Here is a 16,184-nt window from a genome sequence, read left to right on the forward strand (position 1 = left end):
TTTATTCATTCATTGATTTATAAAGTATTTTTTATTGTCTTAGAATATAGCTTTACTCAGTTACAGGATTACCTTGCTGTAAAGCCGTTGCTGATGGATCTTTAAAATAATTAAACAGCATCGCTAAAAATAAAATCACAGCAAAGCCCGTAGCTAAGTAAAAACCGTAACGCACATGGCCAAAGTAATCGCTGATCATACCCATAAATAAAGGCGCTAACGCGGCTGAAAGTGCGGTAAAAAATAATATCACCCCCGCCACAGCACCGTGCTGTTGCACTGCAAAGCAGGATATACCTTTAGAGTTTAAAGTGGGATAAACCATCGACATAAATAACCCCGAAAGTGGCAGTAAACTCACAGCCCAATCAACGCCACCGAATAATGTACCGACATAACACAGCGCAATACCTAAGCTTAAATAGGCCATAACACCTTGCCAGCTATAGCGGTTTAATAACCATACGGCAATAAATCGCCCTGCGGCACGCAGTACAAAAAATATCGTCAGTGCATAGGTTGCAAGTAGTGGCCAGGAGCCGGTGTAATCTTTTAACAGCGTAGGCATCCATACATAAATAGCAACCTCAGTGGCTACGTAAAGGGCAATCGCCAGCGAAAAACCGAGCGCATATGGATCTTTGATCATTTTCATGGTGGTGGCAAGCGAAGTGGGCTTTGCGGTGGTTTTTACAACGGGCGGGTAGTCTGCATGCCACGCCAGGAAAGCGAGAATTAAACACATTACACCAGCAATAATGTACAGGTAAGTCCAGCTTACATTTTGCACCAGTAAGATGCCCACCAGAGCTGGCCCTACAATGGCGCCAATGCCAAAAAAGCCTTCTACCTTATTCATCGTTTTAGTGTGATCTTCGTTACTATGTGAAATATCACCAAGTAACGCAAGCGCCCCTGTTTTAAATAAACCAATCGCTAAGCCTATGCAGCAAAGTAGCAATAAAAAGAAGGCAAAGCTGGTGCTAAACGCAAACAAAAAACAACTTGCTGAAAATATTAAAAGGCCCAGCATGATGGTTGTTTTACGGCCTAAACTGTCGGCTAAAAAACCTAAAAACAATCCACTAAAAGCAATTAGCGCCATAGGTGCATAATGGAATGCGCTTGCTTGGGTCATGCTTAAACCAAACTCTTTAATAAGTTCGGGTATGATCATGCCTACCGCATCAGAAGTCATGGCAAACATAAAAAACATCATATATGTAAGCCAGCGTATTTGTTGCAACGGATCGCTGCTTACGTGTGTGTGTGATTTTGTCATGTACTTTTTCCTCGTTAAATGCTCAGTTAACACTCAGTAAGTCAGTTAGTTACTTATTGTAGTATTACGTGAGCCACGATTTTTGTATGTAAAATTATTAAAAATTACTTGTAAATTCTCACTTGCTAGTTAAAGATATATCTTAATCGATTAAGTTTCAACATGGTAATCACACAATGATGAAGAATAAAGTTCAATTGATCACATACGCTGATCGGATCACTGGTCAAGATATCAACGCCTTGACCACACTTTTAAATGGCCCATTACACGGCGTATTTGGAGGTGTGCACCTATTGCCCTTCTATAATCCAATTGATGGTAGTGATGCAGGCTTTGACCCTATTGATCATAGTGCCGTGGATGAACGGATCGGTACTTGGCAAGACATTCAAGTGTTAGGGGCAGACTATGATCTGATGGCCGATTTGATTGTAAATCATGTATCGGCGCAATCTTTTCAGTTTCAGGACGTACTAGCAAAAGGTAAAGCATCACCGTTTTGGGATTTATTTTTAACGAAAGAAGATGTCTTTCCAAATGAGATGAGCGACGCCGAGCAAAAAGCGATTTACCGCCCGCGCCCAGGCAGTTGTTTTACTCCAATGCTATGTGGTGATGGTCAAACGTATGATTTTTGGACCACCTTTACCGATAATCAAATCGACATTAACGTTAAAGTCGCTGCGGGCGTTGCGTATTTAAATAATGTATTAACGAAGTTCTCTGCTAATAACGTTAATATTATTCGTTTAGATGCGGCGGGTTACGCGATTAAGCAAGCGGGCACAAACTGCTTTATGCTAGATGAAACGTTTGATTATTTAGATAAGTTATCGGCGCAAGCTAATGCATTGGGCATGGAAACAATTGCTGAAATTCACAGTCATTATCAAACTCAAGTTGACGTCGCAAAGCGGGTCAATATGGTTTATGACTTCGCATTACCGCCCTTGATTTTGCACAGCTTATTTACCAATAATAGTGATGCACTGGTACAGTGGTTAAATATTTCGCCACGTAATTGCCTAACGGTACTGGATACCCACGATGGTATTGGCATTATTGATGCGGGTCCGATGGGTGATAAGCCAGGATTATTAAATGCAGCGCAAATTGATAATCTAGTTGAAACCATTCATGCAAATAGCAATAACCAAAGCCGCCAAGCAACTGGGGCTGCCGCCAGTAATGTTGATTTATACCAAGTAAATTGCACCTATTACAATGCGTTAGGCGCAAATGACTTAGATTATTTAGTTGCGCGCGCGATTCAATTTTTTGCCCCAGGTGTGCCGCAAGTTTATTACGGCGGCCTTTTCGGCTGCGAAAACGACATGGCGTTATTGGCGAAATCTAATGTTGGTCGTGATATTAATCGGCCATATTTAGATGCTGAAATTATATCGCAAGCACTTGCTAAACCGGTTGTAAAAGGACTTTTAAAGTTAATCGCAGTTCGTAATAATCACAGTGCTTTTGGCGGAGAGTTTAGTGTTGCAGGCAGTGCTAATAGTTGTAGCCTAAAATGGCAGCAAGGCGAGCAAGCTATTGAGCTGAAGATCAACTTTGCATCTCGCGAAGCGTTAATTATTGAACATAATTCGACAGAGCAAGTGCTGACATCATTAAGCGATTTATTAAACTAGTTTTATCTAAGCACTTATTAGCTACTTTGGCCTAATTGTAGTTCATAGTTAATGAGTGCTTTTTGCTCTTCTTTAGTAATAAATAAATTGGCGGCTAGCGCGCCTTTCTCTTCACTGTTTTGATGAATTGTGGTTAGTTTAGGCACGAATCGCCGTGCTTCATCAATGCCATCAAAACCAACAATGCGAATATCTTCAGGTATTTTTAAGCCTAACTTGAGTGCTTCACGCATTGCAGCAAGGGCAATTAAATCACTCATACACAGCATTACAGAAGGACGCGGCAAGCTACACAGTGCTTCTTTAGCAGCAATGCTGGCGAAGCGTTCACTACTTTCTGGAATATTCCAAATACGGTCTTCGGCGATGGGGATATCAAGCTCTGTGAGTGCTTTTTGATAACCACGTAAACGTTGATGAGCTATCGATTGGCCTGCCTCACATTCATGATGCTCATAGACGCGGCACAGCACGTTTTCATCCAGCAAACGCAGTCCTAATATAGCGACCTGATCGTCTTTGTTATGTAGAGCATGTTTTGCCACTTCGTAGCTTGCTTGCTCGTTATTTATATTAACGGAGGCATTTCGGTCTATATCAAAATCAACAGTAACTACATGTTTAGGCACTGTTTTTAGTTGTTCGACTAATGATTGATTGCGCGGGCGACCATAACAAATAAAGCCATCAACAAAATCAACGACATTATTTAGGTTGTCGTTATTGCCTGAAAATAACAAAAGATTGATACCGTCTTTTTCCAGTACAGAAGCCACCCCACGCATAAAACTGCTGGCCACAGGGTCTGACACCATGTACTCAATACTGTCGGGGAGTACCAGCGCAACAATATTAAATTTACCACGGCGTAATGATTGAGCTGCTTTATTTGGACCGAAGTACCCCAGCTCCTTACAAGCAGCTAAGATAGCTTCGCGTCGGCTTTTTGATAATTGGTCGGGACGATTAAAAGCATTGGAAACAGTTGCATTAGAAACGCCAAGTTCTTTTGCGATGCTTTTTAATGTCCAATGATTTTTTTTACTCATACCACTCTCAAAAATAGTCAACTTGTTATAGTCGATAAACTAACATATTTGAATTTAAATCAAAGCGTTAATTACGCTAGGCTGAAATTGTGCAGAGTTTGTTTATTATTGTTGTTTTTAATTCAAAAGTATTGCTTTTTCAATGCACTTTAACTACTACAAAAGGATTGATTTAATCTGTTGTATGATATTTTAACTATATGATTTTAAAAAATATAGTTTTTATTACCATTAAAATGTTACATTGCTGGATAGCTAAAAAGTATCAAATAACCTAAACTTTAAAATACGCTAATAACAATAATAATGGGATAGTGACGTAGCTTTCATGAAAAAGTACCAAAAAAAATCATTGCTTGCTGGATTATTCGGTTTTATCGTGTTTATTTTTGGCGTTGTTATTATAGCGAGCTTAGCAGGGCAACGGCTCGGCCAGCAAATACAGACCGATGCAAAGTTATTAATTAACCATATTGATGCTGCTGATGCTGAACGGGAAAAGTTACTGTCTAGTTTAAATGCGTATAATTATACGCAATGCAATGACAGTACACTACTGGCTATGCGTAGAGCATTGTTTGACGCAACCTATGTGGTTGATATCGGCTTTTTTCAAAACGATAAGTTGGTCTGTACTGCAGGCAATGGCATACTCGCAAATCCACTTGATGATAGAGCTCCTGATTACATTGAACGTGATGGAGTGCGAGTTAGGTTCGCTCCAGAATTTTCTCTGATCTTATTTCCTGAGCGTATTATGCAGGTGGTTATTGTGCGCCAACATAATTATAACGTCATCCTTCAACCCTCTAAAATTGATTTACACAGCGTGCATGCTAAGACTTGGCAGGTATTTTTCAAAAGTGATCAGACGATAAATCACTTAACCGGCACTGAAGGCGTGTATAAAAAAGTAAGCTCATCTATGGTGTTACCGTATGAGAGTTTAACGCTCTGTAGCCAAGTGACCCCGAACTATTGTGTTGCAGTATTTTCGCCATGGCGGGAATTCATTAGCAAAAAACGTATGCTGTTCTTGATCTGTCTTACATTATGTGTGTTAGCGGGCTTATCAGCCGGTTTAATGGCAAATTATTATCTGGCGACCAAACGTTCAACATGGCGTAGGGTACGTCGAGGATTACATCAACATTCTTTTTACTGGACTTATCAGCCGATCATAAATTTACAAACGCAACAGGTGATTGGTTGCGAAGTCTTAGCGCGGTTTGAAGATAAGTTTGGCGCGCTTACTCCCGATGAATTTATTCCTTTAATTCGTAAGCATCAACAAACATGGCTGTTTACGCAAACCATGATCACCACCATGTTACACGAGCTGAGTGAAGCTAAAGAGCTGCCTGATAAATTTAAGGTTTCGGTAAATATTTTTCCGTATGATGTTCAACAAGGTCGATTATCAGAACTGATCCACATGCCAGCATTACTCGAGTCTCGGTTCAGTATTTGTTTAGAGATCACCGAAGATGAATACCTCGATTCAAACATTGCCCATAGCCATTTACAAAGTTTGGCTGATGCTGGGTTTACGCTATCAATTGATGATTTTGGCACCGGTTATTCTAATTTAGCTAATTTGCAAAATTTAAGTTTTCATCAACTTAAAATTGATCGCACCTTTGTACAAGATATTGCTACCGCAGGCTTAAAAGCTTCAATGATCCCAAATATTATGGAGCTAGTAACCAAGCTTGGCTATACCTGTGTTGCTGAAGGTATTGAAACGCAAGAGCAAGAAGCTATTTTAAAAACGGCGGGTGTGCAGTATGGGCAAGGTTGGAAATACGGCAAACCCATGCCAATAAAACAATTTAAACAGTTTATGGGTACCCAAAAAAACTCCTAATACCCAACCATATTGACTCTATTCTTATTTAGCCTGAACTCTGATTAAGATGTTTACTAATATATTGATTATCCAGAGCTCAGGTTATTCACACCGTTAATCCATTCTTTTTATGAGTATATTTCAGGTCTTTAGAAGTAGTCGGAATGTAATTATAAAGAATTGATTTTTATTATTTTTCTAAAACAAATATATTGATATTCGTTAAAGTTATATAAAATATATTGTATACAATGATAAATAAATGTTACAAACTATACTCTCAATAACCCGTTCTGGATTGAGATAATAAAAATTATCGAAGGTAAATTATGAAAATTAATACATTGATTCTGGCGCTACCGATACTTGGAGCAAGTACAATGGCGCTTGCAAACACCACTAATGAGCGTTTGTTTACGCCACAAACAGCGATTGTCGATCGTGCTCATCATCATGGTGTTGAGCTCCACCATAATGACAAAGCCCCCATTGCCCAGTTACAAACACAACCGCAACAATTAAGTAATGTGATGATGCGTAGTCAAGCAGCCACAGTGAGCTGTGACTTAACTGCACTTGCTAATGCTAGTACTAGCAGCATTATTACTGAGCTTAAAAGCCAGGGAACTAATTGTGTTAATCAGCTATTTAGCGCCCCTGCGTCAATTCAGGGGCAAGTGTTTAGCTCTGATAATATGTATGCCGTAGCCAATCATGCTAAGTCGCTCTCACAGACTTACGCTGGCGGCGGGGATATTGAGCTAGAGGCGCTATTTTTATACTTACGCGCGGGTTTTTATGTTGAATTTTATAACGATAGTGTAAGTTTTAGTACATGGGTAACGCCCGCAGTTATTGGTGCAATTGATGCCTTTGTAAACAATAGCCACTTTTATGATGACAATGATGGTCATGGTAAAACACTTTCTGAAGTCATCATTACCATGGATAGCGCAGAGCAACAGCATCGTTATTTGAATGTTGTTAAGCAATGGCTAACCCGATTTAATGAAAGCTACGCAGCAAAATGGAATATGCGCAGCGCTGTAAATGGTATTTTTACTTTGCTTTACCGCGGGCAGTGGAATGATGCATTCGTAACTGCAATTGGCACAGATAACGATCTCGTCGCTAAGCTCAGTGCATTTACTCAAAAGCAGTGGATGATTGGATCTGATGCACAGTATTTAATTGTTAATGCGGCCAGTGAACTTGCAAGATTAAAACAGTATTCAGGCACCGCGATACAAACCAGTGTGGATAATGGCTTAAAGGCAATTTTTAGCACCTATAGCAGCTTTGGTTATGGTGATGCGGTATGGCTTGCAGCAGCAGATTCAGTAAGCTACTACGCTGATTGTAATGATTATGGTATATGTGGCTTTGTTGATGATTTAATTGCACAAGCCTTATCTCAAAGTTATAGCTGTAGCAGTACTATTAAAATTCGCTCACAAAACATGACCGCAATTCAGCATGCAGCAGCGTGTGATGCAATGGGCGCTGAAGAGGGGTTATTTCATAATAAACTGGCGACCAATAATACCCCTGTTGCGGATGATAACAACAGCTTCTTACAAGTTAATATTTTCGATAGCAGTGACGATTACGGTAAATATGCGGGAGCTATATTTGGTATTGATACCAATAATGGTGGGATGTATTTAGAAGGTAATCCTGCGATAGTAGGTAATCAAGCAAACTTTATTGCCTATGAAGCAAGTTATGCCAACGCAGAGCATTATGTATGGAATTTAGAACACGAATATGTGCATTATCTAGATGGTCGTTTCGATTTATATGGAAATTTTAACTCACCCACTGAAGATATTGTCTGGTGGTCAGAAGGTATTGCAGAATACGTTGCTAATTTAAATAACAATGATGCAGCAAAAGCAACTATTAGTGATGGCTCACGATTTACATTAGCGCAAATTTTTGCCACTACTTATGATGGTTTTGATCAAGATCGAATTTACCGTTGGGGTTATTTAGCTGTACGTTTTATGTTTGAACGCCATAACGATGAAGTAAATGCCATGCTTGCTCATACTCGAGTGGGTGATTGGAGTGCTTATAAGGCTAAAACAGACCAATGGGCTAATAGTTACGAGAATGAATTTGTACAATGGTGCGATGATTTAGTTGCGGGTACACCAACCAATAGTGCGCCAACAGCGCAAATAAATGGCCCTTACTCCGGTGTACAAAACAATGAAATAAGCTTTACCAGCAGCGGCAGTATAGATAGTGATGGTTCTATTGCAAGTTATCAATGGGACTTTGGTGATGGCAGTACATCTAATGAAGCAAACCCTCTTCATACTTATGCCAGTGCCGGAGAATACAGCGTTGGTTTAACGGTAGTTGATAACGAAGGTGCCAGTACATCGGTGACGACAACCGCGAGTATCGATCAAGACAGCAGTGGTGAAGATGACGTACTTCAAAATGGTCAATCAATTAGTGTGAGTGGCCAGCAGGATGAACTGCAGTACTTCACTTTCGAAGTGTCGCAAGGCGCAAGTGAGCTCATGTTTAACATTGCTGGCGGCACAGGTGATGCAGATTTATATGTGAGTTATGAAGCCACACCTAGTGAAGCTGTTTACGATTGCCGCCCTTATCTTGGTGGCAATAATGAGCAATGTGTTATTGAACCAGCCCAACAAGGCACATATCAAATAATGTTACGCGGTTATAATGCGTTTGATAATGTTCAGCTAACAGCATCGTTTACGCAAGCAACCGCTAATGTGCCAGACGTATGCGCTACTCAAGGGAGTCGCAGCAATGGCCGTTTAAATGATGGCGAAGTGATTTGCTTAGGTAATAGCGGTCCGATGTGGTTTAGCATTGCTGATGTGCAAAGCCAAAATGGGATTGCTATAACCAGCGCTAATGGTAGTGGTGATGTCAGCTTAAGTTATGCCGCCAGTGGTTGGCCAAATGGTAGTAATGAAATCGCTCATTCGAATAATAGTGGCAATGGCGAATGTATTTATATTTCTGCTCAAAATGAATACTGGGGTTATTTAAAAGTCGCAGGAAATAGTAATGGCGCAAGCTTGGTAGTTGATTTTAATAGCCAAGGCTGTCGTTAATAACACTTTATTTTAAGGAATAAAATTCCTACCCTAAGCCCATGAAAATGGGCTTTTTTTGTTAATCTTCGCGCTTATAGACAGCTAACGGGTGAGAGGTACTTAAAGAGACATGTACTTTATCGCCAGGGCTGACTACTACCTCATGACTTACTCGGCTTGTCACAACGGTTTTGCAGCTAAGTTCTACCGCACATAAGCGGCTGCCACCTTCAAAGCGCACCCATACAACTACACCATTATTGCCAATTTCGCCTTGCACTAGCATCACATCGTCAGGGCGCAGTAACACGTCTACGTCACCTTGCTGGCAATCAACGCCGTGAGCGGGTACATTGCCAATTGCAGTGGTTGCTTGGTGATTTGCAAACTGACCGCGAATAAAACTTGCTTCACCTAAAAAGCGCGCAACAAAGCGGTTATTAGGAATGCTAAAACAACGCTCAGGAGTATCAATTTGTTGGATTTTACCGCCATCGAGCACACCCACACTATCGCCTACTGACAGGGCTTCTTCTTGATCATGAGTGACCCAAATTGCCGGTACGCCCGCTTTTTTAAGCGCATTGCGGATATCCCAGCGCAGCATATCTTTGAGTGCCGCATCAAGGTTTGAAAGTGGCTCATCAAGTAATACAAAGTCAGGCTGATGGGCAAGGGTGCGCGCAAGGGCGACGCGTTGTTTTTGTCCGCCTGAAAGGGTGGCCGGCTTTTTATTACGAAATGCCTCAAGACCAAGTAAGGTGATCCAATGATCAGCAATAGCGGTGTCTTTTAAGCGAAAGCAAATGTTTTGCTCAACAGTTAAATGAGGAAATAATGCAAAGTCTTGAAATACCATACCGACACTACGTTTTTCAGGAGGGACTGTAAGCTTTGGCGTTGCACGCCATTTGCCTAAGTTTATTTCCCCTGCACTGATCGGAATAAGCCCAGCGAGAGCTTGCAAAATAGTACTTTTCCCACAGCCTGTAGGGCCTACAAGCATGAGTATTTCACTTTCACCAAGCGCCAAGTTTAGATCGCTTACTACACGGTTACTGCCATAATCTATAGACAACTGGCTTACAGATAGCATTTGTATTTAAATCCTCAATGTTCGGGTTGGTTACGTTTTTCGCCAGACATCATAATAGCTAAACCGCACGCAGAGATCAGTACTAATAATAACCCTGGAATAGCGGCACGGCCAAAATAGCCCGCTTCGTAAACACGCCATAAATAAGTCGATAGTGTTTCAAAGCCGGTTGGGCCAAGTAATAACGTGGCTTCTAATTCACGCATTGATTCTAAAAACACTAAAGCAGCGCCTGCGATGATGCCGCGCATCGTCAATGGCAAGGTAATACGGGTAAAAGCCTCGCGAGGGCTGGCACCGAGGACCCGTGCAGATTTAACTAAACTAGGGTCAAGGTGTTCGGTGCTGGTACGTACTGAGCCAACCGCTAAAGGTAAAAAGCGCAGCATATAGGCAATAATTAACAACCCTAAGGTTTGATATAAAAATGGCAGTTGCAGGCCGCCATACACTAAGGCAGTACCCATCACTATGCCTGGAATACCAAAGCCAAAGTAAGTGACCCGCTCCATCATTCGACCGGCTTTACCACTGAGTGCGGCATGCGCCACAGGTATTGCGACTATGACAGCCACCACGGCAGCGATAGCCGATGCATACGCTGAATGCCATGCAATACTAAAATCAAATGAGCTAAAGCCATCGCGAGCGAGCCACAGTGAAAATATCGTCAGTGGTAAGCCGATAGCTAACAATAAAACCGGCGCAAAGGTCGCAAACATGGCGCCGAGTTGCCATTTGTTAGGGAATAACATTAACGCTCGGCCGTGGCGTTCGCTGGCGGTTTTAATTTGTGATTCAATCAGCAGTAAAAAGCCAACGATCACCAATAATTGTAACGACAACATGGCTGCGCGACTTAATTCAAAGGAATTGTACTCAACATAAATAACTCGAGTGAAGGTATCAAGGCGCATCATCGCTGGCGTACCAAAGTCTGACAACGTATACAGCGCAACCAACAGTGAACCTGCGGCAATACCATTTACCACCCGTGGTAAAATAACTTTAAACACACTTTGCGTCATCGACATACCGAGCGTACGGGCTGCATTAACCATGCTTGCATCAAGGCTGAGTAAAGACGAGCGGGTGGTCATCATTACAAATGGAAAGGTGTAAAGCGTCATCACAATTGCGGCGCCGCTGAGACCATCCATCGAGGGCAGTTCAATACCGAGTAGGTTATGGATTTCCCCCCCAGAGCCAAAAGCGGCATAAAGGGTAAAGGCGCCAATATAACTGGGGATAGCTAAAGGGGCTGCAAAAAACACCAGCCACAGCTTTTTAAAAGGCAAATGGACATACGCACTAATAAAAGCCAGCGGTACTCCGATCAAAATAGAGCCAATAACGGTGAGTACCATTAATGACAGTGTATTGCTGAGAATTTTTAAATTATGGCTATCAAACAAAGAGCTGGCATCAGTGGCCAGCGTAATTAAAATAACAATAGGGGTTAACGTAATGAGCGCTGCAAGCAGCGCCATTGGATAAGAAGGGGGTAGTCGCATTACAGTACGCCGTTATTACGCATCAAATTAATCGTTGGCCGTAAATCAGCGAGCTGAGTTAAGTCTATCTTAGGTGGCGAGATACTGCTCAAAGCAGGTAACCCCTCTGGTAATGCTACACCATTAACTAGTGGGATCTCATACGCTTCACGGGCTAAATAACCTTGCACTTCAGTGCTTAATAAGTAGCGCATAAAGTTAGTCGCAAGTGGATCGTCGCTTAGCGCTAAAATGCCCGAAGCATTGACTAAACATCCAGCATCTTGCTCGGTAAACGCTAAATCAAGCTTAGCATCAGGTTTGCCTGATTTTAAACGCAGCGTGTAATAATGATTTGCAAAACCAATATCCACTTCACCGCGTTCAACCGCCATCACTACACCTAATTCGCCGGCGTAGGTTTTAGCGCGTTTTTTAACTTTTTTCAGCCACTTCGCTGTTTTATCGTCACCTTCGAGAATACGCATTGCGGTGACAAATGATTGAAACGATGCGTAGGCAGGCGCCCAACCAATACTTAAGTCGCTGTCAGCAATTTCCATAATACTGGTTGGAATTTGCTCTTTTGTTAAACGTGACGTGTTATACGGTAAAGTACGAATACGGCCTGTTATAGGAGCCCAATCTTTATAGCGAAATTGTGGCTGTAACTGTGCTGATAAATCACTAGGCATTGGTTGTGCAAGGCCTGCATCAGAAACCAAGCCAATCGCACCAGAATCAACAGCCCAAAATAAATCGGCTCTGCGAACGCCGGCTTTTGCTTCAGCGACAATAGTATTTGCTAACGCAGCCGTAGGACCGCGACGAATACCCAGTTTAAAATCAGGGTTCTTTTTCTCAATTGCTTGTAGCACATTTTCGTATAACCCCCCTTCACCACGACCTAAATAAAGGGTCAGCTCACCTTTTAGCTTGGGTAAGTCATCCACAGAAACAGGGTTCGCAATGCTGGCTGCTAGTGCGCGAGACAAAGGCAATGGTAATGTACCAATTGCCCCAAACGCAGCTAGGCCTTGGATAAAGGTCCTACGTTTCACTTAAAATACATCCTTACGTGCTTTCTCGGCTTTCTCGAGTAATACTTTTGCGCGGTCTAATTTAGTGTGCATGTCAGTTATCACATCGCGTACTTCATCAACGCTTTTGTTATCGGCAATTGCTTTAGGTAGCGTCACGTTAAAGTCTTTTTCTAGTACTTCAACAAGTTTTGCATCTTGCTCGATGAGCGTACCTTCAACACCTTCAAACAAGTGCAGATAAGTATCGTGAACAATGTTGGTGGCTTCATCGCTTAAGCGCTCTGCATATTTGGCAACAACACGGTCAAGTTTATGTTTAATTTCATCAATCGTGGCACTTTGAGTCATACCGGCTGTTGCGGTCGCTTTTACGTTTGCGAGCAAGCCTTTTTGTTGGAATTGCGCAGCTAGTTTAACAGCGCCAAGGCCTTGCCACAATGCGGCATTCATAGCAGCTTGTTGCTTACGAGCGTCGCTCGCTGGCTTGTTGTTATCAATGGCCATTTTTACGCCGTAAATACCTTGCCAGATAGAGGCGTATACAGGTACGTAATTTGTTTCAATTGCGCTGTGGAATTTAACTGATTCCCAATATTCAATTAGGTCGTCGCTTTTAACGGCCTTAGCGCCTTTGCTTTCGTAGTCACTGACCATGGTATCGACTTTGCCGATCATCCATTCAACTTCTTCAGAGTAATCTTTAATATTTGCTTGTAGGTGATTTACATGTTCGCCAATTGGGCCATTTGCCAATACAGGTTGTGCAACAAATGTTGACATTAAAAGAAGGCTGACACCTAAAGTTGTAGCTGATTTGAATACTGCTTTCATAACTGAGGATCCGAAAGGTAATTGTAAATGATAGCCATTATCATATCGATAAAAATGATTAAAAGCAATATACCTAAATTTACACTTAAAATCCTATTTTTTCTATATTAATAAATAGCTTAATGAAAGTAGCGAGGTACTTGGGTTGGGTTTAGATGTGCAGTTGTTGATATATTGAACAAAAGTAACAAAATAATACACTTATTTTTTAATTAATGCGCAAGTAAGTAAACGTTTTAAGCTAGTTCTCATAACTTAAAACGTTTTATAATTTTAGTGACTTAGCTTAACGTGTTTTACTATTTTTATAGCTTCGCCATCTACATCTAATAGCGCAGTAACGGTTACTAAGTTAAGCAGGCGATTAGGTGCTAATTCAAAGCGGTAGGTTTTGTCTTCATAAGGGACTATTTCGACAGCCTGTTGCTGTGAATTTATCGCAATAGCTTGTTCATAGGAGTTGGCAGACAAAGTTAATGTCCCTGTGGTTCTTCCTGAGTAGGGCCCAGATAATGTGACATTGAATAACCAATTACCCTTATCACTTTTACTGTGCTCTACAGTCAGTTCTACACCATTAAAAAAGGGAAGTGTTTGCTGTAAAGTTGATTGATAGTTTAGTGATTGCCACTGTAGCTGTTGTTCTACCACAATGCGCGCCGTGTCTTTAGGAAGGACTAAATCAAGGTTGTGCGTCCCCGAGCTTAATACGTTGCTAATGTGTTGGGTATTTATAATCTCTTTATTGTCATTAAGGAAGCTTACATCGGCAGACATTTTTAGATCAAAGTCGCTTGGATTATAAACTCTTAAAAAAGCGTCTTGTTGATTAAAGTAAATGTGTGAGTCGAAACCTGATAATGTTTTAAATCCATTATGGCCTAATTGTTTTATGTAATGGTGGAGAATTAAAGTCAATTCGGTATGAATACTTGTATGTTGCTCAGTTGACGGTATCTTGGCCATTAAATTGCTCAGTTCAGTGTCGCAGTTATTGAGTTGAGACAAGTGCTGTTGGCAGGTTTTAAATAGGCGACTCAGTAAATTAGATTGTTTAAATAACCAAGGGTTAGTTACCTGTGTATGGCCTGAAACTCTTTGCCTTAAAGATATATGCGAAAAAAGGTATGGTGTAATTGCATGGTTATTATTTTTACTTAATAAACTTATTTTTTCAGCATCCAAGCTTTTGCTTAATGCTTTGGTTAAAGGAATCGCAAACTGTTGTTTAATGACCTGATTATATTTAGCTTTTACGGTAATGTTGAGCTGCGATTGGTCTATCTCAATATTTAATCCAAGCAGATTATTTTGCGCTATAGCGTGTTTTATTTCAGGTGTTAAAGCTATTTGTAAAGTTTTCAATTCCTCGCTATGACTACTCTCAATAACGATTCGTTCACCATCAATGACTGTAAACGATAGCAAATGATCTTCTTTGGGGCGTTCTGTGCCGATAAACGTAGTGCGGTATTGTTTATTATGTTCGCTACGTGCTAGTTGCAAAGCAATCCCTATTTCGCCTCGATGTATGTGTGAAGCTTCAAATTCAATTAAAGCAGCAACTTGGTTGTTATTGGCAATATTGATTAACTCATGTTTAGCGGGAGCAGGGAAATCCATGACGGGGTGAGTAGCAGTGTTAGCGGGGTTTATATCTAATCGCGCTAGTTTATCTGAGTCGGTGTTTCTTAACCAATAAGCGTTACCATTTTGCTCCCATGGGCCTGAGACAATATGAAAGCTCGGTTTTATTTCTTTAACAAAGTCAGCAAACCCTTGTTCGATTGCTTGCCAATCTTTAAATGTTTGTTTAAGTAGTGTGTTAGCTGTTGACAGCGTGGCTTCACTATGTGGGTTTGCTAACCTAAGTTGTTCTAAAAAATAGGCAAAATATTGTGCTCTTTCGGGCGAACTTAAAAGGTAATGAATTATAAAGAAATTAAGCCCGCGTTTGAGTGCAGGATCATCGTTTATTTGCTCAATGGTGGGTTTATTAGCACTGTAATATTGTTTTAAACCCGTTTCAATATAGTTCATGGGCGCGCGGTCAAACACCATAACGGTGAGCTGTTTTTGTTTTGGATCGTAAACATGATGAGCTACAGAGTCTGCTAAACCTTCTGTGATCCAATTAGGAGCCCAGGTTGAGTGACCATTAAGAGCCATGTGAAAAGCATGCATGGTTTCGTGAATCACAATATAACGTTGATGATGCTCTCGGTGACTGGGGAAGTTATATCCAGCACGATTATAAAACATGGTTTCACCGCCAGCGGTTTTATGAACACCACGTAAAAAACCATCATCTAGCATTGCTTCACGCACCCTTGCGCGGCTACTACCATATACTACGGCAATGCGTTGACGTCCAATATTAGGTGGCTCCATGCCAAATAAAGCAACATAATGGGGATAAGCCATTTCTAGTAACTCTAAATATAGGGTGACTTTTTCCTCAGGAAGATCGCTTTTTAGCGCGAAATGCTTACTTATCCACCAATTATAACCCCGACTATTCCCTATTTTACCATCGCTGTAAGTCGAAGGGATTGTCTGCCCTAAAAACTCAATATCAATGTTATTCATGGTACTGGTATAGCCCTGTACTGAGATGTCAGCCTTTAATGTTTTATCTACTTTGGCCAAGGGGATGGTGGTGTCTTGTGCAATATCACTTTGTTCAGTGCCACAAGCTGTTAGTAGTGCGAGAGTTATTAAAAAGAATATGTTTTTTATCATTATGGTTGTTTTATTTGTATATTGTATGCAATATAAAATACTGTGTTTAATTTAAAAAGTAAAC

The 16,184-nt window shown here is 41.1% G+C and carries 10 protein-coding genes; 3 read left to right on the forward strand and 7 right to left on the reverse strand.

Going from position 1 to position 16,184, the window contains the following annotated elements; translation table 11 throughout:
• Positions 1–52: 52 nt before the first annotated feature.
• Positions 53–1,282, reverse strand: coding sequence for an MFS transporter (locus ENH88_RS12315; RefSeq protein ID WP_304182544.1), 1,230 nt, complete (start codon positions 1,280–1,282; stop codon positions 53–55).
• Between the two features lie 176 nt (positions 1,283–1,458).
• Here ENH88_RS12315 and gtfA point away from each other — a divergent pair, with 176 nt between their 5' ends.
• A complete protein-coding gene (gtfA, locus tag ENH88_RS12320) occupies positions 1,459–2,931 on the forward strand; it encodes a sucrose phosphorylase (protein WP_304182545.1) in 1,473 nt (490 codons plus the stop codon).
• A 17-nt stretch (positions 2,932–2,948) separates the two neighbouring features.
• Here gtfA and ENH88_RS12325 read toward each other — a convergent pair whose 3' ends face one another.
• Complete coding sequence (locus tag ENH88_RS12325; RefSeq protein ID WP_304182546.1) at positions 2,949–3,980, reverse strand: LacI family DNA-binding transcriptional regulator; 1,032 nt, start codon at positions 3,978–3,980, stop codon at positions 2,949–2,951.
• A gap of 328 nt (positions 3,981–4,308) precedes the next feature.
• Here ENH88_RS12325 and ENH88_RS12330 point away from each other — a divergent pair, with 328 nt between their 5' ends.
• Complete coding sequence (locus ENH88_RS12330; protein ID WP_304182547.1) at positions 4,309–5,847, forward strand: EAL domain-containing protein; 1,539 nt, start codon at positions 4,309–4,311, stop codon at positions 5,845–5,847.
• A gap of 311 nt (positions 5,848–6,158) precedes the next feature.
• Complete coding sequence (locus tag ENH88_RS12335) at positions 6,159–8,933, forward strand: collagenase (protein WP_084447939.1); 2,775 nt, start codon at positions 6,159–6,161, stop codon at positions 8,931–8,933.
• A gap of 61 nt (positions 8,934–8,994) precedes the next feature.
• On the opposite strand, the gene ENH88_RS12340 is transcribed toward ENH88_RS12335, so the two are convergent.
• The 5 genes from ENH88_RS12340 to ENH88_RS12360 all read right to left on the reverse strand — a co-directional run bounded on the left by ENH88_RS12340 (position 8,995) and on the right by ENH88_RS12360 (position 16,120).
• On the reverse strand, positions 8,995–10,011 hold the full coding sequence (locus tag ENH88_RS12340; RefSeq protein WP_304182548.1) for an ABC transporter ATP-binding protein: 1,017 nt from the start codon (positions 10,009–10,011) through the stop codon (positions 8,995–8,997).
• Between the two features lie 14 nt (positions 10,012–10,025).
• Positions 10,026–11,525: an ABC transporter permease gene (locus ENH88_RS12345; protein WP_304182549.1), complete on the reverse strand. Its 1,500-nt coding sequence runs from the start codon at positions 11,523–11,525 to the stop codon at positions 10,026–10,028.
• Entirely contained in the window at positions 11,525–12,565 is a 1,041-nt protein-coding gene (locus ENH88_RS12350; RefSeq protein ID WP_304182550.1) for an extracellular solute-binding protein, read from the reverse strand. Before ENH88_RS12350 ends, ENH88_RS12345 begins: the two co-directional genes overlap by 1 nt.
• Positions 12,566–13,378: a hypothetical protein gene (locus tag ENH88_RS12355; RefSeq protein ID WP_064664553.1), complete on the reverse strand. Its 813-nt coding sequence runs from the start codon at positions 13,376–13,378 to the stop codon at positions 12,566–12,568.
• Between the two features lie 273 nt (positions 13,379–13,651).
• A complete protein-coding gene (locus ENH88_RS12360; protein ID WP_064664552.1) occupies positions 13,652–16,120 on the reverse strand; it encodes a hypothetical protein in 2,469 nt (822 codons plus the stop codon).
• Positions 16,121–16,184: the final 64 nt, after the last annotated feature.

This window comes from Pseudoalteromonas prydzensis (assembly GCF_011050055.1).
In the GTDB taxonomy this organism is placed as follows: domain Bacteria; phylum Pseudomonadota; class Gammaproteobacteria; order Enterobacterales; family Alteromonadaceae; genus Pseudoalteromonas; species Pseudoalteromonas prydzensis_A.

Bases quoted from the DNA above. Each gene is read 5' to 3' on its own strand.
- ENH88_RS12345 (WP_304182549.1), bottom strand. From the start codon at position 11,525: ATGCGACTACCCCCTTCTTATCCAATGGCGCTGCTTGCAGCGCTCATT.
- ENH88_RS12315 (WP_304182544.1), bottom strand. From the start codon at position 1,282: ATGACAAAATCACACACACACGTAAGCAGCGATCCGTTGCAACAAATA.
- ENH88_RS12360 (WP_064664552.1), bottom strand. From the start codon at position 16,120: ATGATAAAAAACATATTCTTTTTAATAACTCTCGCACTACTAACAGCT.
- ENH88_RS12340 (WP_304182548.1), bottom strand. From the start codon at position 10,011: ATGCTATCTGTAAGCCAGTTGTCTATAGATTATGGCAGTAACCGTGTA.
- ENH88_RS12355 (WP_064664553.1), bottom strand. From the start codon at position 13,378: ATGAAAGCAGTATTCAAATCAGCTACAACTTTAGGTGTCAGCCTTCTT.
- ENH88_RS12330 (WP_304182547.1), top strand. From the start codon at position 4,309: ATGAAAAAGTACCAAAAAAAATCATTGCTTGCTGGATTATTCGGTTTT.
- gtfA (WP_304182545.1), top strand. From the start codon at position 1,459: ATGATGAAGAATAAAGTTCAATTGATCACATACGCTGATCGGATCACT.
- ENH88_RS12325 (WP_304182546.1), bottom strand. From the start codon at position 3,980: ATGAGTAAAAAAAATCATTGGACATTAAAAAGCATCGCAAAAGAACTT.
- ENH88_RS12335 (WP_084447939.1), top strand. From the start codon at position 6,159: ATGAAAATTAATACATTGATTCTGGCGCTACCGATACTTGGAGCAAGT.